Consider the following 19159-nt stretch of genomic DNA (forward strand, 5'->3'; position numbering starts at 1 on the left):
GCCGCCGAGAGGGGCGGGAGAGGGACTGTGGCGGATCGTCAGGCGGCGGTGGTGTAGGCCGTCGATCCCTCGCGCAGGAGGTGATCGGCGTCCGTCCAGGCCGACCCAATGGCGGCCGGCTGACTGTCGGGGTGCCGGATGTCGCGGACGATCAGCGCCCATCGGGCGTCGTCGCGGCCCAGGAGCAGCGCGGCCTCGGTCGGCCGGGTGACCAGGGCGAGGACCTCGTACCGGGCTCCGGTGCAGTCCTGGTAGAGCGCGCCGGGACGGCGCGGGCCGATCTGCCCGTCGACGGTCCTCCGCAACTCCGCGACCGCCACGGGCTCAGCCGCGCTCATCGCTGCACCGCCCACATGGTCCCGTCGGCGATCCGTGTGACGTCGTCGACCGTGAGCTGGGCGCGGCGCTCCGCGATCCCGGGCCAGTGCGCGGCGTCCGCGCTGAACAGGGGGTCGTCGTCGGCCGACACCAGCGGCCGGATGGCAGGGCGTGCCATGCTGGGTTCCACAGGTCCTCCGCGTAGGTCCTGGACAGCCCTGGGGGTCCGATCCCCGGGGCTGTCGTCTGCCCTCCCCTGGTCGAGGGGAGGCGGCTGCCGTACGAGCAGCCGCGGCCCGCGCCTCCCCTGCCGGGGTGGCGTGGACTGCGGTGGTTCGTGCGGGAGTTGGTGCTTCAGATGCGGCTGTGCATCCACTCCGGGAATCCGCGCAGGCAGGCAGGGCAGAGCAGGCGGCCCTGCACCCTGGCCCAGCGGGGGACGCATACGGCGGCGACCCAGTTGATCTCGGTGGCTCCGCACTGCGCGCACTCGGGCTGGTTGTGCCCGGCCGGCACGGCGCCGGAGTTGGTGTCGGTGGTGGCGATGCGCCGGAGAAGTACCGCCGCTATCACGGCGGCGACCGGCATCAGGACCTCGATGGTCCCCAGGATCGACATGGTGGTCCTCCTCATCGGAGTGGACGGTTTCTCGGCCGGCTGGCCGGAGGTGGCGCCCCGGACCGGATTCGAACCGGTCAATGCCTCCGGGGCCCGCGATCTCTGCTCCTTGTCTCACCGCGCGTACGGGGCTCTTGTCCGCCCGTGAGGACGGCCTGGGCCAAGGTGCTCCGGGAATCTCTCTCCGCGCGGCAGGGCTGGCTTGTCGCAGATGCCTAGGCCCGCATCTCGCCTGCGGGCTGGCGGTCCGCATCTCCCTGCGGACGGGGCCGGGTTGACCAGAGGAGCCGCCTGCCTCGCCTCGATGGGCGGGTGGTTCGGCTCGTGCGTCCCGGATCTGCCTCTGTGGAGTTGAGAAAGAACTGCTGCTCCTGCCGCTGGCCTGCCGCCACTCCGACGGTGGTTCCAGGTCGCACACCGTGCGACGTAGGCAGCACATGTTCCATGCAATGCGCACTGTTCAGCCGCTTCGCATTGACTAGACAATGTGTTGCGTGATCACTGTGACACTCGACGCGACGCACGTCAAGCGCATCGACCAAGCGAGTTGGATTGACTGGACAATGGATGGATCAGGGCGGTACATATGTCGGCATGAAGCCCACGCCCGTCTACCAGCAGATCGCCGACGATCTGCGCCGTCAGATCGCCGACGGCACGTTCCCGCCCGGGGCGCAGATCCCCACCGAGGCTGAACTCCTGGAGAAATACGGCGAGCTGTACGGCGTCCGGTCCCGTCAGACGGTCCGTCAGGGACTCGCCGTCATCGTGAACGAGGGGATCATCGAGGCCAGACGGCCGAAGGGATACTTCGTCATCAAGCGCCGGCGCCTCGTCTACCGACCTCAGGCCGAATTCCGGCAGAAGCCGCCCGAGGTCGACATCTTCACCAACTTGATCCAGGAGGAGGACGGCCGGACGCCGTCCCAGGACATCGAGGTCGTCATCGTCGAGCCGACCGCGGTTATCCGCGAGCATCTGGGACTCGCCCCCGGCGAGCTGGTCGCCGCCCGCCGACGCATTCGCAGGCTCGACGGCGAGGCGTACAACCTCAACGACTCCTACACCAGGCTCTCCCTGGTCCAGGGCACCGACTGGATGCACCCGGGCGACGTAACCCGGGGGACGGACGCGGTCCTGGGCGAACTCGGCCACGAACTCGTCTACGGATTCCATGAGTTCTACCTGCGGATGCCAACACCGGACGAGATCCAGCGACTCGGCCTCGGGCCCGGCGTCCCGGTGGCAGAGCACCTCTCGACGGCGTTCGACGCGATCGGCCCGGTACAGATCACGGTCAACGTGATCCCCGGCGACCGCCACGTGATCGTTTTCGAGACCCACCGCGACGTCGAGGCCAACCTCCCCCGTATCCCGTGGGGCGCCCCGTGATCATCGTCCCTGCCGAAGAAGCGGACCTGCCGCGACTGATCAAGTTCCGCACGGATGCGGCGACTTGGCTGCGGCAGCGAGGGACCGACCAGTGGGCTCGGCCATTCCCGCCGGAGCACATCCTCGCGTCGATCCGTCGCCGCGAGGTCTACATGATCCGCGAGACGCCCTTCTCGGACGCCGCCGCCACTCTCACGCTCGACCGCGACGCCGACCCGCGCCTGTGGACTCCCGCCGAGATCGCCGAACCGGCGCTGTACGTACACAAACTGGCTGTGGATCGCGCCGCCAGCGGTCGCGGCCTGGGCGGCATCCTCCTCGACTGGGCCAGCGTCCAGGCGGCCCGGCAGGGAGCACGCTGGCTCCGCCTCGACGCCTGGACCACCAACAGCCGATTGCAGGCGTACTACCGCAGCGAGGGGTTCACCCACGTCCGAACGGCCGACGACCCGGACGTAGTCTCCGGCTGGGCTGCCCAACGCCCCGCCAGCCACCAAGCTCACCCCGAGGCGCGGCACCCGGTGTGGTACACCGACACTCCCACCTCGTCCCACTGACCCACACCGGCACGAGGAAAGAGGAGGATGGCCCGCAACTCCTTCCGACCGCCAGGCGGAACGGGACGGCAAGTCCCATCCCTGCACGCGGGTGTCGAAGTACCTGCGGCAGAAACCGGGTACACCGCACCGCCAGGGTCGGGCAGGATCGTCAAACGCGACTTTTGCCAGCTCAACGCCGGTTTTCCAAACCGGCGGAAGGACACCGCAATGATCACCATGAACGCGCGCGCCCCGTAACGCCGAGGGCCGCCCTGCGCCAACAGGACGGCCCTCGAACTCAACTGCTGTGACTCAGCCCCCGGCCCCACAAGCCAACAAGACTGGGTCGTACGTCGGCGGTACGCCGGGCTCCAGAGCTCTAAAGCCCGGTAACCAGAAACCAGAGTAGCCGGGAATCGTGGGTCTACGCAGCACCCTCTTGGACTCGCCCGGCCACTGATCCGGACCTCGACGTGCGGCTCTCTACCCCGATTGGGAGAGATCGCACCCCATGTACCACCCCTCCGGGCTCGCCTCCGCGACGTCCCTCGCTCCTCACGCCACGACCGGTGGCGGAGCCGAAATTTATCCACAGGCGATCCACTGCACGCTGGCGAGCGTGAATCTCACCGCTCCGTCCCGCGTCCGGCCCTATTCGGAACCCTTCGCGTCCAAGCTCACCGTCCCCTGCGTGGCCGGGTACTCCGTCGGGGAGGTGACCCGATGAGCAGCCCTCAGGGCAAGGGCCTGGCCTCCGGTATCCACCAGACCCAGAACGCTCCGATCCAGCAGTCTCAGGCTCCCGCCAGCGGTGTCTCCGTCCCTCGGAACATGGGGGTCGGGAGCGACCTGGTGCACAGCCTCGACTACGTGGTGCTGCTCCAGGTGATGTTCAACCTGGCGTCCGCCATCAAGTCCACTCCGATGGAGGTGTGGCGCCAGCTCCAGGAGCGCGGTATCCGGTCGGCGAAGAACGCGAACGAGCTGGTCGGCAAGAACGCCGTCTACGAGTCGTTCGCCCGGCTGGTGACGGCGGGCTACATGCGCCGCGAGCAGCTCCCGCACCCGGAGATTCCCGGTCGCAAGGGACCGGTCGTCTACACGATGTACGACAACCCCGCCTGGAACCCTGACTGGAATCCGGCTGCTCACGAGACCTCCGGAACCGAAAATCACGGCACGGTAAAACCGCAGGTCGCAACGCTTCCCGGAACGCCGGACGCGTCGTTCGGGGAAGCTGGTAAAACCGCAGGTCAGAACGCTTCCCTGGTTCCGGGAAGCGGAATGGCGTCCCCCCCACACCCCCCGGAGGAGGAGGATTCCTCCTCCCCCTCCACCCCCACAGGCACCTCGGGGTCGCTTCCGTCCCAACGACATCAGCAGCAGCGCCGGGAAGCTGAATTTCCCGCCGCCGAGATTGCGGCAGCAGAGGTGTTCCTCCAGCAGATGGACCGCTGGCAGGCGGGCGCCGCAACAGCCAGGCGGTGCGCACCTCGGCTGCTGAGGGTGATGCAGGCGCAGGGATGGCCAAGCCTCGTTGAGATGGATGTGCCTCGGCGAAAGCTCCTGGAGTCAGAAATCTTCAAGAACACAGGCGGCGCGAAGTCCTGGACCAAATGCCTCTCTCGTTGGATCGATGATCTGCGGGTCTACTCCTTGATCCGCCAAGGACAGGGTTCTGCTCATGAGCTGTGCCCGGACCACCCCCGCCGGTACCGCCGGGGCTGCGTCGACTGCGCCATGGCCGTGCCTAACTGATCAGACCAGTGCGGGCCGCTCCCCGGCATGGGAGCGGCCCGCGATTCCCCTGACCGCTACACCGACCAGGAGACCTCCAGTGTCCACCAGCATCCCCACTCAGCAGGACGGCGCCCCCGGCAACGACGAGCGGGCCGCCGCGTTCGAACGCGTTCCGCCCCACGACCTCTACGCCGAACAGGCCGCCATCGGGGCGCTGCTGCTCTCCGGGAGCCCCGGCAGCAGCCAGCGTTTCTTCGACGAGACCCTCGACACCGGCATCGTCGCGGAGGAGTACTACCGGCCGGTGCACGGGACGATCCACCGCGCCATCTGCGCCCTGCGCACGGCGGGCGAACCCGTGGACCCGATCACCGTCGCCGACGAACTCGCCAAGCGCGGTGAACTCGCCCGGATCGGCGGCCCTTCGTACCTGCACACCTGCGCAGCAGCCGTACCCAGCGCCGCCAACGGCTCGCACTACGCCGAGATCGTCCGGGCCAAGGCGTACCGGCGCGAGGTCATCAGCGCGGCACAGCGCATCCTCGAATACGCCTACAGCGAGGAGGGCGACGAGACCAAGGTCCGCGACCTGGTCGAACGGCAGCTCACCGAGATCGTCGCGGGCACTCCGGGCCTGAGCGAGGCGCCGCCGGCGGTCGGCGACCTCTACCTCGGCTTCGTCGAGGACCTGGAGGCTGTGCAGAACGGCACCAAGGTGGGGCTGACCTACGGGTTCGCCGACCTCGACACGATCACGTCGGGGATGCACCCGGGGAACGTCACCGTCGTGGCGGCACAGTCCGGCGTGGGCAAGTCCACGTTCGCACTCAACGTCGCCGTCGCCGCCGCGAAGGCGGGCGCTCGGACGATGTTCTCCTCGCTGGAGATGAGCAGCACGGAGCTCATGCAGAAGATCGTCGCCGCTGAGGGGAAGATCGCTCTGCACCACCTGACGCACGAGGGCGGCCTCACCCCGGAGGGGTGGGAGACCGTCAAGCGCCTCGGCCCGGACCTGTTCCGGACACTTCCGCTGCTGGTGTACCGGCCCGACGGTGCATCGCTGGGCGACATCGCGTCAGCCGCGCGAGCCGCCGCCCGCAACGGCGGCCTCGGACTCCTCGTCGTCGACTACCTCCAGCTCATCGAGACCGAGCAGTCCCGCAACATGACCCGTGAACAGGCCGTGGCGGCGGTCTCCCGTGGCCTGAAGAACCTGTCCGTCCAACTCGACTGCCACGTCATCGCCCTGTCGCAGCTCAACGACGACGGCCTCATGCGCGAGTCGCGGGCGATCAAGAACGACGCATCGGTCCTGATCAAGGTCGAACGGCCAGACGCCGACGACAAGGAATCGCGGCGAGCCGGTGAAGTGGATCTGGTGATCGAGAAGAACAGGTTCGGGCCGACAGCCCGCGTAACTGTCGGCGCATTGCTTCACTATTCGCTATTCAAGGACATGGCATACATGTAGACCAGGAATCGCCCCTGCACGCCCCTGAGTGCGCGCAGGGCGGTCGATCTTGGATCTCTTGATGAAACCCTGCACGGAGGTTGCGAACGGCCCGCAGAACGCCGTACGGCGCCTCGGGGGGTTCGCTACCGTGATCCACTCCAGACTTGGGCGCGGCCACGCCCTTGCCGCCGTCCGCGCGCTCACGCCGCGCGGCACCTACGCGGTACGCAGGTCCTGCGGGATGCCGGCCGTACGACACCCATCTGACGATCCGTCCGAGACGCCCGGACGGTGGCGTGAGCACCGGTCCGGGCACGGGAAACGGAGACGTCGTGCCGAAACGCAGCACTGAGCATCAGCGAGCGTGGGACCTCAAGCGGTCCGCCGGGATCGGCTACCAGGAGGCGCTGCGGCGGGTCCGCGCGGAATCCGCGGCGACCCCCGACTCCCCGTCCGGGGTGACGGCCGCCGCCGTGGCGTACGTCCTCGCGCCGACGGCGGCGGAGGCCGCCGAGGGGATCACCGCCGAGGAACTGGGCGTGCGTGCGCTCCCCGAGGACGCGGGTCCCGCACTGCGGGCGCACGCCGAGGCGGTGTGGCGCCCGCAGCCCGACACCAGCCGTCCGTGCCGCTGCTCCGGGCTCTCCTGCCAGCACGGTGAGCGGTGCGACGGCGGGTGCCCCGGCCGGATGATCCACGCGGACCGTCACCCCGGATCGATGTTCGACATGGCGGTCTGGGCCGACACCTACGAGTGCGATGCCTGCGGCGACGGCTACGAGATCAGCGTCACCCTGCCGGATCTGCCCTGGGGCGAAGTGCGGCAGCGCGCCGAACTCGCCGGCGGAGAGCGGACGTTGTCGAGCGGTCTCCCCGAGGAGACCCGCGTCCTGGTCCTCTACGAGGGGATCAGGCACCCGAATTTCCCCGACCGCATCGAGGACGACGACCAGGACGACGACGTCCTCGCGGGGGTGGTCCTGTGACGCCGCGTCGGTCGGCCGTCCTCGGGGAGGCCGACCGACGTGGGGACGGACCGCCGGCCGACACGATGCGTCCTTTCGTCGCGGTCGAGATCGATGGCGCGCTCGCCCCGTACGGAGGCCCGCTGCTCCCCGGGTACGACGTGCACGAGGTCGAGTCGGCCGCCTGGCGGGAGTGGGCCGCTATGGTCTACCCCCCGCAGCGCGGTCTGAGGCTCGCCCTCAGCCCGGACGCCGGCCGCGCGCTCGCGGACCTCCCGGCGGACCTCGTGCTGGTCTCCACCTACACCGCCGCCGAGCTGGAGCCGCTGCTGCCCGCGCTCGGCTGGGAGACGGTGCCGCCCCTGGTGCCGCTGCGGCACACCGGGCGCACCCACTACATGCGCGTGGACGATCCGGGCCTGTCTCCCGAGGCGCGGGGCGACCTGCGCTGGCGGGCCGAGGAGGTCATCTCGTGGGCCCGCACCCATGACCGTCCGGTGGCGTGGGTGCGCGGTGGGGACCACCACCAGGAGGCGGTCCGCCGCACCTGCCTGTCGACGGTCGGACCGCTGCTCGCGTACGCCGTCGACCCTGCCGCCGGAGTCACCGCCGCCGACCTGGAGAAGCTGCGGGCGTGGGCGGAGGAGATGAGCGCGCTGCCGGTGCCGGACGTGGTGGTGCCGGTGAGGTGCCGGGACTGCGGCACCTGCGGGACCACCGTGATCGACGGCCGCCGCGAGGACCGGGTGCACGGCCGGTGCGGATCGTGCTGCGAGTGCTACTGCCCGGCGCTGGCGGACGACGTGTTCCAGGTGTGCGGCGACCTGAGGAGCGAGCAGTGCCCCTCGTGCCGTTGCTGCCTGGTGTGCGTGGGGTGCTACTGCGGAGAGTAGGACCGTCCCGGCTGCGACAGGGGCTCGCGGCCTGATCCCGCGCCACCAGAGGGCACTGCGGGTACTGCACATCAGTACCCGCAGTGCCCTCAGTGCTGTGCGACGGCCGGATCACTCGTACGTGTGACCTGCGGGCGGGAACCGCGAGGGTCTCCACCGGCATCCCGACGCACATGGACAGTGCACTCCTCAGCGTCGGCCTCGGTTCCGTCGGCACCACAGCGATCATGTTTCTCACGTCGTGGGAGAACGACCGGCGACGGCGCCGCGAGGAGGAGCGCAAGGCCGTCGCGGACGACCGGGCGGCGCTGGAGACGGCGCTGGACGAATTCGTCGCGGCGGCGCTGGCGGTCCGGGTCGAGGGAAACGCTCACGATCACCTGTGGGGCGGCTGGCGGGCGCGGTCGGTCGTCGCCCTGCATGCGCTCGCCCAGGGCGGGTCGGCCTACGTCGGCCTCGGTGCTGTGGGCGCCGGACGGAAGGGGGCTGCGGGTCTCCTGGCTGCGTACGGCGCGGCCTCCAATGTGATCGACCGCTGGAACCGCGAGAGCGCGGTGTCCGCAGTACGGCTGTCCGCCCCGCTCGCCCGCCTCGGGGCGGCCCTCCCCCCGCTGCTCCGCCACCCCGACCTCGCGGAGGCCGCGCAGGAGGCGTTCAACGCGATCTCCGCCCACACGGACACCGACCGGACAGACAGGGCTTTCTCGGCGCTCTACGACGCATTCGCCGCGCTCTCCGCCCCGACCGCACCACGACGGCGCTTCCTGCGTCGAAGGACTGGCCGGACGGCTGAGGGCACTGCACTCACCGCGTTGCCTGATGCTCAGTAAGTGCAGTGCCATCAGTGGGGTACTGGCAGTCAGTCGGCGGGCCGGGGCGCCCGCAGGGGACGGCGGTGCGGTGCTCCCGCGCCGCCGGATCGGACACGAGGGCGGGCGGGACGGCTGGCGGGCCGGTGCCGAGGGGACGGCGCACGGTGGCGCTCACGCCGTGCGTCCTTCGCGGTCGGCGTTCAGCTACGGTCGGAGCACCAGACGACACCGACCGCAGCGAGGGACCCGTGCACCAGATCAGGCCGCGCCAGACGTACACCACATGCGGCGGCGGGCCGACGTCCGTGTACCCCGAGAGGGTCGTGGTGATCGCGCACGACCCGGGCGGCCGGACCGTCCGGGTCCGTGGTGACGGGGGCGTACGGTCCGGCCACGAGTTCGACATCCCCGCCTCCTACTTCCACGAGACCTCCACGACGAAAGCGGGACGGAAGCGGATCACCGGCTACTACCTCGTGCGGAGCGGGTGACGGGGGCTCACGCCGTGTGCTGCGGGGTCCCGTCCGTGCCGTGGACGTCCAGGAGCAGGAGGTCGTACGCCGGCTCGGAAGGCGCGTTGCGGTAGGGGCCGACGTACCGGTACCCGAGGCGCTCGTACAGGCGGCGGCCGTCGGCGTTGTCGGGGCGGACCAGCAGCGACGACCAGGCGGGGGCGACCGCCGTGAGGAGCGCGGTGTGCAGCAGGGTGCCGATGCCGAGCCCCTGCCACTGGGCGGTGACGGCGATCTCGCAGATGCCCAGGAGCCGGCCGGCGCGCACCGCCTCGGGGACGTCGGGCAGCAGGTCCCGCCCGAACCAGTACGCGGCGGTGCACGGGAACCCGTAGGCGAACCCGATCATGCTGCCGTGGGCGTAGGCCGCGACCAGCGTGAACCCCTCGACATGGGCGCGGGCGTGAGAGGTGATCTGCCGGCGCAGGCCGGAGGCGGACAGACCGTAGGGGTCGTCTCCGGGGGCGTCGGCGATCTCCGGGTGCGCGTCCGCCCACACGTCGGCGCACGTGTCGATCAGCGGGGTGATCTGGCCGGGGCCGTAGGTGCGGATCACGACGTCGGTGCGGGTGTTCGTCACGCCCGTGCCTCCTCAGGTGGCGGTGGTGCTCCGGTACTGCTCGATCCAGGCGGCGACCTCCGGGACGCGGGCGTGCCGCTGGAGCGCGCCCGCGACGTCGTGCAGGGACCGGGTGAGCCGGTCGGAGCGGACGTCCGGGAGGTATGCAAGGACCCGTCCTGCCGCCTCAGCTGCCGCCTCGGGGTCGGGCCGGTGCCTCACCGCATGTTGGATCGCGACGTCCGCCGTGTACAGGGCGCGATTGCGGGCGTAGCGGTCGCCGTGCAGGAGCACCGCTTGTTCCGCCCCGGCGGCGGCCCGCTCGTGCTGCCCGAGGTCGGCCCGCGCGAGCGCCTCCAGACCGGCCAACTCGCCCGGCGCGAAGAACGAGAGCCACGGCGGATCGGCGTCGGCGGGGCCCTGGGCGTAGAGGTGGTGGGCGTGGACGATCGCCCGGTCCGTCGCGGTGGCGTCGCCCATCAGCCCCCACCCGCGGGCCTCCCGCATGTGCATGAGGGAGAGGAGGCGGGGCGATCCGACGCGGCGGGCGGCGGTCTGCGCGCCCTGGGCGGCGGCGACCGCCTCGCGCGGCCGGCCGGACGCGTGCGCCAGCAGCGCGAGGCAGCCGAACGCGTGCGCCTCCAGCTCGGGATCGTCGGCGATCCTCGCGGCGGCGAGGGCCTCGCCGTACAGCGACTGGGCGTCCGCCGGACGGCCGGAGTCGTACGACAGCCACCCCGTCGCGATCGACAGCGACCCCACCGCGGACCTCAGCCGGCGCTCCGTCGTCTCCGTCATCGCGCCGTCCTGGAGCCACCCGTACGCGGTGTGCAGCGCCTCGGTGGCCCGGCGGCGCAGCGCGGCCGACCCGTGATCGTGGTCGTGGGCGTAGATCACGGCCACCGCCTCCTTGACCGTGCCGACGGAGTCCGCGCCGATCCGCCCCGGTCCCCGCTCCCGTCCGCCTGCGGAGACCAGCGACAGCACCGCGCCCGCAGTTGCACCCGCTCCGTCCGCCATGAACATCCGCCGCTCCACCCCCGCCTCCTCTCCGTCGTCCGCCGGCCCCGGCCCTGGGGGCGAGACCGGCGAAGTGCGCGGGCGCCGGAACCCCAGCTCCGCCATCTCACGGCCGGTCACCCGCCGCAGGATGCGCCGGTACACCGGCCGAGGCATCCCGACGTCGCCGTCCTCCCACGCCGCGACCAGCCGCGCCGTGCACCCCACCTCCTCACCCATCGCACGACCGGTATCCACGATCGTCCGCGCGAACTCGCCGCGAGACATGTGGAGTTCATCGTCACGAACCGCGCGCAACTCATGATTGGGGGTCTTGTCTGCCATACCGGCTCCTGGGCGACATCCGAGGCAGGAAGGAGGTACGGCGACCGTAGCGCCTCCCCTCCGCCTCCTGCCCGCAGAACCGGTTACTCCACCCCAACGGGGACCGTCCGCACGGGAATTGCATCGCTCTTGCATCGCGGCGGCGTCGAATCCGCTCATCCCGGCCTGATTGCGTAGATGGGGCGGCCCGACGAGGGAGGTAGACCGTGACGGACCATCAGCCGGCCGACGCGACCGGCGCGGAGACCGTGGCGTACCCGGTCGACACCGACACGATCCGCCGGTCGTACCGCGCGGTCCTGTGGGGACGCGCGCACCTGCTGCCGCCCGCGCAGCGCGAGGTACTGCCCGCGCTGCTCCTCGGCCACGTGCAGCTCCTCGCCGACGACCTCGACCATCACCTCGACCGGATGAGCGGGGAGTGGCGCGCGACGGCCGAACGCGTCCTCACCGGCAGCCGCCTCCTCCTCGCCGCCGACGACGCGTCCACGTGGGACCTCGCCGTCTCCTGCCGCAGCCTCCTCGCGATCTACGAGGCTCACGCCGACGAGACGCCGGACGCGGGGGGCCGGCCGTGACCGCCGTCAGAATCCGCCTCGCGGCGGCCGTCCGCCCCCGGTCGACCGGGCACCCCGGCTACAGCGTCACCCTCCCCCGGACCCCCGAGACGATCGGCGAGGCCCGTCTGCTGGCGCGGGTCGTCCTCGGCACGTGGCGCCTCAGTGACCACGTCGTCGAGGACGCCGTACTCCTCCTGAGCGAGCTGGTCACCAACGCCGTCCTGCACGGCGACGGCCCGAAGATCCGGATCACCGTCGACCGGCCCCGCCCCCACCGCGTCCTCCTGGCCGTCCGCGACCGCGCACCCGACCGTGTCCCCCAGCGCCGCACGCCGGGGCCCCACGACGAGTCCGGGCGGGGGCTGGTCCTCCTCGACGAGCTGACGGCCGGCTGGGGGTGGGACCGGTGGGGAACCGCCCGAAAGCCGCTGGGCAAACGGGTGTGGGCGGAGCTGGACGCGAGGCCGACCGTGAGCCGCCCGTCGTGACACCTCGTCATGCCCGGCGCCGGTCCCGCGCGGTGGTCGAGGCCGTCCTCCTGGTCGTCGTCCCCGTCGCCTTGATCGCCGTCCTGACCTGGTCGGTTGTCGCCAGACTCCGCTGATCCGCGCATCCCCCATCGCGGATCAGCGGCAGGTGGCCGTCCCGGAGCACGTGGGCCGCACGCTCCGGGACGGCCGCCGTAAGACCGCCCAAACCCCGCTGCTCGTGATCCTCCGCGCGGGCGGCCTCCCCGGTGCCCTCGGACCGCACCCGCGATGGCGGTCCGAGGGCACCACCACGTCGCCGCTGGTCAGCGCGTTGACGTTTCGGGCGGATCGGCGCAGGCGCCGTGTCCTCTTGCGTGCGGGGTCGTTCACCCGATATGACCGCAACTGATTCCTTGGTCTGGGTGGCGACGAACCTGGCCGACGAGGAGTCGTACAGGCTGCTCCGTGCCGACGATCTGCGCCACCTCCAGCTCCTTGAGGCGCCTCGGCGTCTGGTGGTCTGTCTCCCTGGTGGGCCCGGCGAATGGACGCCGATCGTCGACGGCGGCCCCGGACCGTCCGTGTTCCGGTTCTCCGGCGTGGTCGACCGGCCGGTGTTCCGGCCGGTCCTGCCCGCCCACTTCCATCTGCGACTCGTCGAAGCGCTGGAGGCGGCGCGCGTTCGTGCCATCGGCGAGCGGCGGCTCCAGGTGGTGCAGGCCGCGCACGACGGGACGGTCTGGCAGTGGCACACCGACACCTGGGGTGCCGCCCTCGCGCGGATCGACGCTCGTACGCGGATCGAGGCGCCCGACGATGTTGAACCGACCGCGAGAGAGACCGTCCCGGCGTTCTGATCCCTTGCGGTACCCCGGCCGTCCGCTCCCCCGTCACGGAGCGGACGGCCCTCCTGTATCTGCCGGCCGCCGCAGGTCGGTTGTTCTGAGCTCCTGAAGTGCAGAAACAGCGTGACGTACGTCACTGCCTCTACTGCATGTACTGAGGTTCAGTCGATACAGTTTTCTGGTTCCCGGCTGAAGTCGGTGGCCCGGCTGGTGCATCATCGGATGACCGGCTCGATGCAAGGAGGAACGGGTGCCTGACGGGACACGGTCAGAGATCTGGGACGGCGATGCCGAGTATCTCGCACGGAAGCGGGACGAACTCCGCGATTCACAGCGGATGGTCCGGCGGTTGCAGGGCCGCCTGGGTTTCACGGTGTTCGTCACGGTGCTGTGCGCCTGGCTCGCGACGTATCCGGTGTCCGTCCTGGCCCGGGACATGCTCACGGCGGCCATCGCGCTCCAGCCCTTCGTCCTTGTGAAGCTGGTCCGTGACCTCCGGACGGAGCTTTCCTTTCGTGCGTCCCATCGGTGGTACGTGACGTATATGGAGAGCAAATTCACCCGGTAGCAGACATCACCGCCGACGGGACGAACTGGCGGTGGCACACCGATACCTGGGGTGCCGCCCTCGCCCGGATCGACGCTCGCACGCGGATCGAGGACCCCGCCATCGAGGCGACCGAGAGGGAGGCCGTCGCAGCGTCGTGCTCCTCGTGGCACCCCGGCCGTCCGCTCCCCCGTCACGGAGCGGACGGCCATCCGGTATCTGCCACTGCTGCCGCAGACCAGCCCTGAGCGGGGTAACTCCGGGCCGTGCAGCGGTATATGGGAGCAAAGGACGATGCCGCGACGCGGCTCGACGGGAGGGGAGTGCGTTGGAGGAGCTGAGGTTGAGAGAGCCTGGCCCCGCGCAGAGCAATGAGTTGGTCCACTTCACCGGCCGTATCGGGGCCCAACCCGCCTGGATACCTCCGGAGATCACGAAGCTGGATGCGAGGCAGCGGCTGGACGCGATCCTCGGGGAGGAACGCCTGCGGGCGTTCGCCCCGTACGGGGCCCCCAAGCGGTGCCTGTGTTTCTCGGAGAGCCCTCCCGACCACCTTGCGCACCTCATCCGTGCCGGCCGTTTCCAGCCCTGGGGGGTCGTCGCCCACCGCGGGCCCATACTCAAGCTGGGGGGAGGGGCCGTGGCCTACGTGCCCGACAGCGTCCACGCCTCCTTCGCGACGGCCGGCCTCCAGCACTGGGCCGTGCGCACGGGAGGCAACTCCGAGTGGATGCACGAGCGGGAGTGGCGACTGCCCACGGAGACGGGGGAGCGCAGTGTGGGGAGCCTCGCCGCGATTCTCGTGGGCGACGACTCCTGGAGGCCCTCGCCGGTCGAGACGGGATGGGTCGACCCCACTACCGGTGAGGAGACGCCGGGCCCGGAAGCGAACCCGTACGCACAGCCCGTCATGGGGTTGCCGCGACTCTGGCGCGAGACCGAGATCTGGGTGTGGGACACCGCGAAGCGCGGCGTGGTGAAGTACGCGCCTGGGGTGCTGTGTTGAACGGCAGGCCGTAGGGGTGCTGGGTGCGTCTGCCCTCACTGCACCCACTGATCCTCAGTAGGCGCAGTGAGGGCAGACGCACCACCCCCAGTGGTCGAGGACACGGCGGCCGACGGGACGGCTCCGGGCGGATTGCTCCCCCCCCCCGCAGCATGGCCTGACAACGTCCAGCCTCACGGCCTATCCTGGGATCGGAGTTGGGGTGTTCCCCGCGTGAGCGGGGGTGTTCCTGCCAGAGGGCTTGCCTGCCGTGCAGCTCGGCAGTGGTCCCCGCGCAAGCGGGGTTTCCCCGCTCTCTCTTCCCGCCGTCGCGGGGGTGGCTGGGTTCCCTGGAGGGGACTTCACGCTCACCGTGTTCCCCGCGCGAGCGGGGGTGGTCCCCGACCAGGTTGGCGTTGGACGCCGTCGTAGAGCTGCTCCCCGCGCCTGCGGGGGTGGCACGTGGGCGCTGTCTGCGGACAGCCCGGCCAGCATGCTCCCCGCGCCTGTGGGGATGGACCGAATCGAGGAACGGATGAACTCTGTCGCACGGCCGCACCCTCTTGCCGCGTACGCGGACCGGATCGACCCCGCCGAGACCTACACGGTCCGCCGGCTCGCCGCACTGATGGACGCCGCTGCCAGCAGCGTCGTGGGGATGGCCGTGTACGGCTGGCTCCCTGGCAGCCAGGTGCGCCCCCACCAGTGCGGAGGACGCGAATACACCTGGACCGGGCATCAGCTGCTGAGGATCGCCGGGCGGCCCATCCGGATCTCCTACGACCACACCCGCTACTCTCCCGCGACCCTGTACCGGGTGGGGTGCCGCTGTCCGGTCTGTGTCCGCGCGCACAGCGCCGACAGCGTTTCCCGGCGCCACGCACTTGCCGAGGAGAAGTTTCCGGCCGCCGCGCGCACCAGACTCCTCGACCTTGTCTCCGGCGGGACGCCGGTCGCCGAGGCCGCCCAGGAGGTCGGCGTGACGATCCACCAGGTCTACGGACGCGCCACCCGGGACCCCGGGTTCGGGGAGGCACTCGACGAGGCTGGGTGGTCCCTGTGCGCGCTCGGCGCCGACCATCCGGCGTGCGGCACGGCGACCGGCTACAAGCAGTGCAGTGGGACGGGGTGCCGGGAGTGGCGGCGTGCGCAGGCCAGGGTGGAGCGGGCGTCATCTACATGAGTTCCCAGGGGATGTCGTGCGTCCACCGCCAGACTCCGGCGTCGTCGGGCTGGTACCAGGACCGGCCGCCCGGGTAGGAGCAGCCCTCGGCGATGATGCCGACGCCCGGGTCGGGGTCGTCCGCGTCGACCAGTGCCTCAGAGCCGTCGAGGGGGCCGCCGTGGAGGATGACGGTGGTCCATCGGGTCGTGTCTGCCATGCCGCCATCGTGGCGTGCGAGATGCGGCGCCGTCCGGGAAACAGCCCTGCGGACGTCCGGCAACGCGCGCCTGCCCCCACTGCACCTACTGCGAGTCAGTAGGTGCAGTGGCCTGTGCACTCAGCCCCACCAGACGTCGAGGACGCGGCGGTCGCCGGTCATCGCGTACAGCCGGGCCTCCAGCACGGCGGCGGTCTCCAGCCCGAGATCCGCGGCGAGCCGCGCGAGGCCGTGCTCGGCGGCCTCGCGGCCGGTGAGGTGGTCCGGCGCGATCTCCAGCGCCGAGGCGCCGACCGCGCCGGCCGTCGCGACGATCTCCTCGACGGCCGCGCGCCCTTCCCGGACGGCGGTGGCCCACTCCTCGGCCGTCCCGGCGTACGACGGCGGCGGGACGACGTCGTCCTCCTCGACCTTGGCCTCGATCTCGGCGGCGGGGCGGCGGAGTTCGTCGACGGCCTGGCGGACGACGTCGCGGGCCGCCTCGGCGGTGAGCGGGCCGGCGCGTCCGGCGTCCGCGAGGCGCGCGCCGATCGTCGCGGTGAGGACGTCGAGGCGTCCGTGGACGTCGCGCAGGGCGCGCTGGGACAGGCCGGGGTCCCACAGGCCGGTGTCTCCCACGGGAGACACCGCGACCGCCCCGGCGGCCGTGACGGTGCCGCTGATCGCCGTCACGGTGTGCGCCAGGTCGATCAGCCGGTACGCCTGCGCGCGGCTGACGCCGATCTCGGCCTGCGCGTAAGCGCCCCACCCGCTGTATCCCAGGGGCTCCCAGACGCGGGCGGTGTGCGCGTCGCACACGGCGACGGCGAGGCGTACGACGGCGTCCCGCACGCCGCCCAGGGCCTCGCGCAGCTCGGCGGTGAGCCGCCGCGCGTCGGCCTCGGAGGCTGCGGGGGTCCGGCCGGCCGGACCGTCCGATACGGGAGACATGTCTCCAGCGTCCTCCCCTCCGCCGCCGGACGGGAAGGGGGCGGAGGGGAGGCGTTCGAGGGCGCCCGCCGCACGCCGGTCCGCCCGCAGCCGCGCTCCGTCGCCCGGCCGCCGGGAGACCGGTTCCGCAGGCCCCCTGACAGGAGGGGCGGCGGTCCATACCCTGTCCATATGACCGCCGTGACCGTAGACCTGCCCGACGACGTGGTGCCCTCCCTCACCGAGGCCGCGCGGACCGCCGGCCTGACCTTGTCCGAGTACGTCGCGCGCGTCATACGGCATCAGGTCGTCTTCGACGGCGCGCGCCAGCTCGCCGCGCTCGGCATCGCCGACGACCTGTGCGGCGAGGGCGACAGCCTGTGAACCGAGGCCAGATCTGGCGCCTCGGCGACGGCCGCGACGTCCTGATCGTCAGCCTGACCGGCCTGGAAACGACGTACGGCGGCCTCCTGGTCCTCGTCCTGCACCCGCCGGACCGCTACCCCGACACCGCGATGTCCGTCACGATCAGCGAGCCCGTCCCCTGCACCGCCGTCGCGATCAACCTCATGCAGATGCGCGTCGGCCGGTTCGACGGCGCCGAACTCCTGGGCGAGGTCGGCACCGAGACGATGGCCCGCGTCGGCCAGGCCCTGCGCGCCGTCCTCGACCTCGACCTGTAGGCCCCGGCGGCACCAGTACCCCGTGCACTGATCCTCAGTAGGTCACGTATCCGCAGTGCCCGCAGCGGGGACAGTGCGGCACGCAACAAGGAGTGAACGCATGGCAGCGAAGAAGGACCCTGCGGAGTTGGCGCGTCAGGCCCGAGACCTGATCGAGGAGCTCAATCACGTGGTTTTGGATGATGCGTCCGCGCTGTCGGCGCCCGCACTGTCGGAAACCACCCAGGTGCTCAAGCAACTGGTTGAGCAGCTCCCTCAGGCGTTCGATCAGACCGCCAGCGTCCTGGAGATGCTGGCCAAACGGGGCAAGGTCGTGGTGGACGGCGATCAGGACCCGAAGGTGGCTGTGGCTGAAGTGGCGGCGGAACTGCGAGCCGTCGCCATCAGTAGTGAGCAACTGGCGAAAGACCTGGCCGATCCCGCGTCGGCACTGTTCCTCATGGGCGGTCAGTGAGATGACCTACGTCGTCCCCGGCATTCCGACCGGCCCCGTCGAGAGCGAGCCGAGGCCCCTCGCGTCCCTCGGTTTCCACGCGACCCGTGACCACCAGGAGAAGTTCCTCCGCCAGATCCTCGACGACGCCGGTATCGAGCTGGGCGCCTACGACGAGCGGATCGCCGCCTGGCTCGCCGGTGCCGACTGGGGGACGGCCGCCACCGTTATGAGCTGGGTGCAGCGCGCGAGCCGGGCCGGGACGGGCGCCGCCGCCGGACGGGAGCCGGCGCACTGCGACGACGCCCCCGCCATGGGGCTGGGCGACCCCCGAGAGGACTGACGCGGACCGGAGCGCCTACGGGCGCCACGCCTCCAGATAGCCGGGACAGGTCTGGTAGGGGTACGCGGCGAGCCGGACCGCCCCGTCGAGCGCTTTCGCCGTGGCGCGCGTGGTCTCGTACGCGATCACGTCGCCCGCAGCGCGGTTCCCGTGGGCGCTCGCTACGACCGCCGCCGCCTGTTCGTACAGGCGCGCGGCGGCCTCGTAGGAGGCGAGCAACCGCCGTTTCGCGTGGATCTCCCGCACCGCGCGGGAGCGGTGACGGCGGTCGGCGGCGGTGACGCTGCTCATCGCCGTGACGGCCTCCTGGTCCTCGTCGAGGCGCTCGCGCAGCCATCGCACCAGGCGGTCCCTGTAGAAGGGGTCGATCGGATCGCTCAAGGTCATGCCGTCGACCCTAGGCCGACCACCGCAGCCGGACCGGCGCTCTCTGGTACTGCATCTCAGCAGTACGCGTAACCGCAGTACATGCAGCAGAAGCAGCACTCGCAGTACCCAAATCGCTCACCAGGGGGACAGAAACATCATTCTGAATACTGATTCCGTATTGAAGATGCTAGAGTGTCATCCATGAGTCTTGATGACGATGGCACCGCCCTCGCGGCGGACCTCGGCACGGAGGGCCTCCTGCGGCTCACCGTGACCACGCTGATGACCCTGACGGGCGAGCGGCAGGGCGACCTCGCGGCGGCGATCGGGCAGGCGCAGGCGCAGATCTCGCGCAAGCAGGGCGGACGCCAGCACTGGACGCTGGAGGACGTCGACCGCCTCGCCGCGCACTACCGCATCCACGTCCTGGACCTCCTCGCCGGACCCACCCGCGCCGCGCAGGCCCCTGTCTCTTCGACACATCTGAC

26 protein-coding genes and 1 pseudogene are annotated in these 19159 nt (G+C 71.0%); 19 read left to right on the forward strand and 8 right to left on the reverse strand.

The window, feature by feature from the left end:
* Window positions 1–38: 38 nt before the first annotated feature.
* From AOK24_RS06045 to AOK24_RS06050, 3 genes are all read right to left on the reverse strand, one after another.
* Window positions 39–338, reverse strand: a complete 300-nt coding sequence (locus tag AOK24_RS06045; RefSeq protein WP_055719014.1) for a hypothetical protein — start codon at window positions 336–338, stop codon at window positions 39–41.
* Window positions 335–496, reverse strand: coding sequence for a hypothetical protein (locus tag AOK24_RS48350; protein WP_159051801.1), 162 nt, complete (start codon window positions 494–496; stop codon window positions 335–337). Before AOK24_RS48350 ends, AOK24_RS06045 begins: the two co-directional genes overlap by 4 nt.
* A 176-nt stretch (window positions 497–672) precedes the next feature.
* Window positions 673–936, reverse strand: a complete 264-nt coding sequence (locus tag AOK24_RS06050; RefSeq protein ID WP_055719015.1) for a hypothetical protein — start codon at window positions 934–936, stop codon at window positions 673–675.
* Between the two features lie 594 nt (window positions 937–1530).
* On the opposite strand from AOK24_RS06050, the gene AOK24_RS06055 reads away from it, so the two are divergent.
* The 8 genes from AOK24_RS06055 to AOK24_RS06090 all read left to right on the forward strand — a co-directional run bounded on the left by AOK24_RS06055 (window position 1531) and on the right by AOK24_RS06090 (window position 9221).
* Window positions 1531–2328 carry a GntR family transcriptional regulator gene (locus tag AOK24_RS06055; RefSeq protein ID WP_055719016.1) on the forward strand — a complete coding sequence of 266 codons (798 nt, stop codon included), beginning with the start codon at window positions 1531–1533 and terminating at the stop codon, window positions 2326–2328.
* On the forward strand, window positions 2325–2885 hold the full coding sequence (locus tag AOK24_RS06060) for a GNAT family N-acetyltransferase (protein ID WP_055719036.1): 561 nt from the start codon (window positions 2325–2327) through the stop codon (window positions 2883–2885). Before AOK24_RS06055 ends, AOK24_RS06060 begins: the two co-directional genes overlap by 4 nt.
* Window positions 2886–3590: 705 nt before the next feature.
* The gene (locus AOK24_RS49570; RefSeq protein ID WP_206191152.1) at window positions 3591–4625 is read left to right on the forward strand and encodes a hypothetical protein; all 1035 of its coding nucleotides are present in this window, start codon (window positions 3591–3593) and stop codon (window positions 4623–4625) included.
* A 79-nt stretch (window positions 4626–4704) separates the two neighbouring features.
* Complete coding sequence (locus AOK24_RS06070) at window positions 4705–6078, forward strand: replicative DNA helicase (RefSeq protein ID WP_055719017.1); 1374 nt, start codon at window positions 4705–4707, stop codon at window positions 6076–6078.
* Window positions 6079–6392: 314 nt separating this feature from the next.
* Entirely contained in the window at window positions 6393–7046 is a 654-nt protein-coding gene (locus tag AOK24_RS06075) for a hypothetical protein (protein WP_055719018.1), read from the forward strand.
* Window positions 7047–7111: 65 nt separating this feature from the next.
* Window positions 7112–7918, forward strand: coding sequence for a hypothetical protein (locus tag AOK24_RS06080; protein ID WP_055719037.1), 807 nt, complete (start codon window positions 7112–7114; stop codon window positions 7916–7918).
* 173 nt (window positions 7919–8091) lie between these two features.
* Window positions 8092–8748 carry a hypothetical protein gene (locus AOK24_RS06085; RefSeq protein ID WP_055719019.1) on the forward strand — a complete coding sequence of 219 codons (657 nt, stop codon included), beginning with the start codon at window positions 8092–8094 and terminating at the stop codon, window positions 8746–8748.
* Between the two features lie 230 nt (window positions 8749–8978).
* Window positions 8979–9221 carry a hypothetical protein gene (locus tag AOK24_RS06090; RefSeq protein ID WP_055719020.1) on the forward strand — a complete coding sequence of 81 codons (243 nt, stop codon included), beginning with the start codon at window positions 8979–8981 and terminating at the stop codon, window positions 9219–9221.
* Between the two features lie 7 nt (window positions 9222–9228).
* Here AOK24_RS06090 and AOK24_RS06095 read toward each other — a convergent pair whose 3' ends face one another.
* Together AOK24_RS06095 and AOK24_RS06100 are read right to left on the reverse strand one after the other, a co-directional pair.
* Complete coding sequence (locus tag AOK24_RS06095) at window positions 9229–9822, reverse strand: GNAT family N-acetyltransferase (protein WP_055719021.1); 594 nt, start codon at window positions 9820–9822, stop codon at window positions 9229–9231.
* Between the two features lie 12 nt (window positions 9823–9834).
* Complete coding sequence (locus AOK24_RS06100) at window positions 9835–11145, reverse strand: NsdA family TPR-like regulatory protein (RefSeq protein ID WP_055719022.1); 1311 nt, start codon at window positions 11143–11145, stop codon at window positions 9835–9837.
* A gap of 206 nt (window positions 11146–11351) precedes the next feature.
* Here AOK24_RS06100 and AOK24_RS06105 point away from each other — a divergent pair, with 206 nt between their 5' ends.
* From AOK24_RS06105 to AOK24_RS06135, 6 genes are all read left to right on the forward strand, one after another.
* The gene (locus AOK24_RS06105; protein WP_055719023.1) at window positions 11352–11723 is read left to right on the forward strand and encodes a hypothetical protein; all 372 of its coding nucleotides are present in this window, start codon (window positions 11352–11354) and stop codon (window positions 11721–11723) included.
* On the forward strand, window positions 11720–12193 hold the full coding sequence (locus AOK24_RS06110; protein WP_240553687.1) for an ATP-binding protein: 474 nt from the start codon (window positions 11720–11722) through the stop codon (window positions 12191–12193). Before AOK24_RS06105 ends, AOK24_RS06110 begins: the two co-directional genes overlap by 4 nt.
* A 404-nt stretch (window positions 12194–12597) precedes the next feature.
* Window positions 12598–13032, forward strand: coding sequence for a hypothetical protein (locus AOK24_RS06120; RefSeq protein WP_055719025.1), 435 nt, complete (start codon window positions 12598–12600; stop codon window positions 13030–13032).
* Window positions 13033–13270: 238 nt separating this feature from the next.
* Window positions 13271–13588 carry a hypothetical protein gene (locus AOK24_RS06125; protein ID WP_055719026.1) on the forward strand — a complete coding sequence of 106 codons (318 nt, stop codon included), beginning with the start codon at window positions 13271–13273 and terminating at the stop codon, window positions 13586–13588.
* 322 nt (window positions 13589–13910) lie between these two features.
* Window positions 13911–14573 carry a hypothetical protein gene (locus tag AOK24_RS06130; protein WP_159051802.1) on the forward strand — a complete coding sequence of 221 codons (663 nt, stop codon included), beginning with the start codon at window positions 13911–13913 and terminating at the stop codon, window positions 14571–14573.
* 514 nt (window positions 14574–15087) lie between these two features.
* The gene (locus tag AOK24_RS06135; protein ID WP_055719028.1) at window positions 15088–15735 is read left to right on the forward strand and encodes a hypothetical protein; all 648 of its coding nucleotides are present in this window, start codon (window positions 15088–15090) and stop codon (window positions 15733–15735) included.
* Here AOK24_RS06135 and AOK24_RS06140 read toward each other — a convergent pair.
* Complete coding sequence (locus AOK24_RS06140) at window positions 15728–15934, reverse strand: hypothetical protein (protein ID WP_055719029.1); 207 nt, start codon at window positions 15932–15934, stop codon at window positions 15728–15730. The genes AOK24_RS06135 and AOK24_RS06140 overlap by 8 nt on opposite strands.
* A gap of 120 nt (window positions 15935–16054) precedes the next feature.
* Window positions 16055–16864 carry a hypothetical protein gene (locus tag AOK24_RS06145; protein WP_055719030.1) on the reverse strand — a complete coding sequence of 270 codons (810 nt, stop codon included), beginning with the start codon at window positions 16862–16864 and terminating at the stop codon, window positions 16055–16057.
* Window positions 16865–17035: 171 nt separating this feature from the next.
* On the opposite strand from AOK24_RS06145, the gene AOK24_RS06150 reads away from it, so the two are divergent.
* The 4 genes from AOK24_RS06150 (at window position 17036) to AOK24_RS06165 (ending at window position 18302) form a co-directional block, all read left to right on the forward strand.
* On the forward strand, window positions 17036–17227 hold the full coding sequence (locus tag AOK24_RS06150) for a toxin-antitoxin system HicB family antitoxin (RefSeq protein ID WP_240553689.1): 192 nt from the start codon (window positions 17036–17038) through the stop codon (window positions 17225–17227).
* On the forward strand, window positions 17224–17526 hold the full coding sequence (locus AOK24_RS06155) for a hypothetical protein (RefSeq protein WP_055719031.1): 303 nt from the start codon (window positions 17224–17226) through the stop codon (window positions 17524–17526). Before AOK24_RS06150 ends, AOK24_RS06155 begins: the two co-directional genes overlap by 4 nt.
* Window positions 17527–17626: 100 nt before the next feature.
* Window positions 17627–17980: a hypothetical protein gene (locus tag AOK24_RS06160; RefSeq protein WP_055719032.1), complete on the forward strand. Its 354-nt coding sequence runs from the start codon at window positions 17627–17629 to the stop codon at window positions 17978–17980.
* Window position 17981: 1 nt separating this feature from the next.
* Entirely contained in the window at window positions 17982–18302 is a 321-nt protein-coding gene (locus tag AOK24_RS06165) for a hypothetical protein (RefSeq protein WP_055719033.1), read from the forward strand.
* 15 nt (window positions 18303–18317) lie between these two features.
* On the opposite strand, the gene AOK24_RS06170 is transcribed toward AOK24_RS06165, so the two are convergent.
* Window positions 18318–18689, reverse strand: a complete 372-nt coding sequence (locus AOK24_RS06170; protein ID WP_055719034.1) for a DUF6221 family protein — start codon at window positions 18687–18689, stop codon at window positions 18318–18320.
* Between the two features lie 183 nt (window positions 18690–18872).
* On the opposite strand from AOK24_RS06170, the pseudogene AOK24_RS06175 reads away from it, so the two are divergent.
* Window positions 18873–19159 (forward strand): annotated as a pseudogene (locus tag AOK24_RS06175) (hypothetical protein); the annotation flags it as partial.

The organism is Streptomyces niveiscabiei (genome assembly GCF_001419795.1).
In the GTDB taxonomy this organism is placed as follows: domain Bacteria; phylum Actinomycetota; class Actinomycetes; order Streptomycetales; family Streptomycetaceae; genus Streptomyces; species Streptomyces niveiscabiei.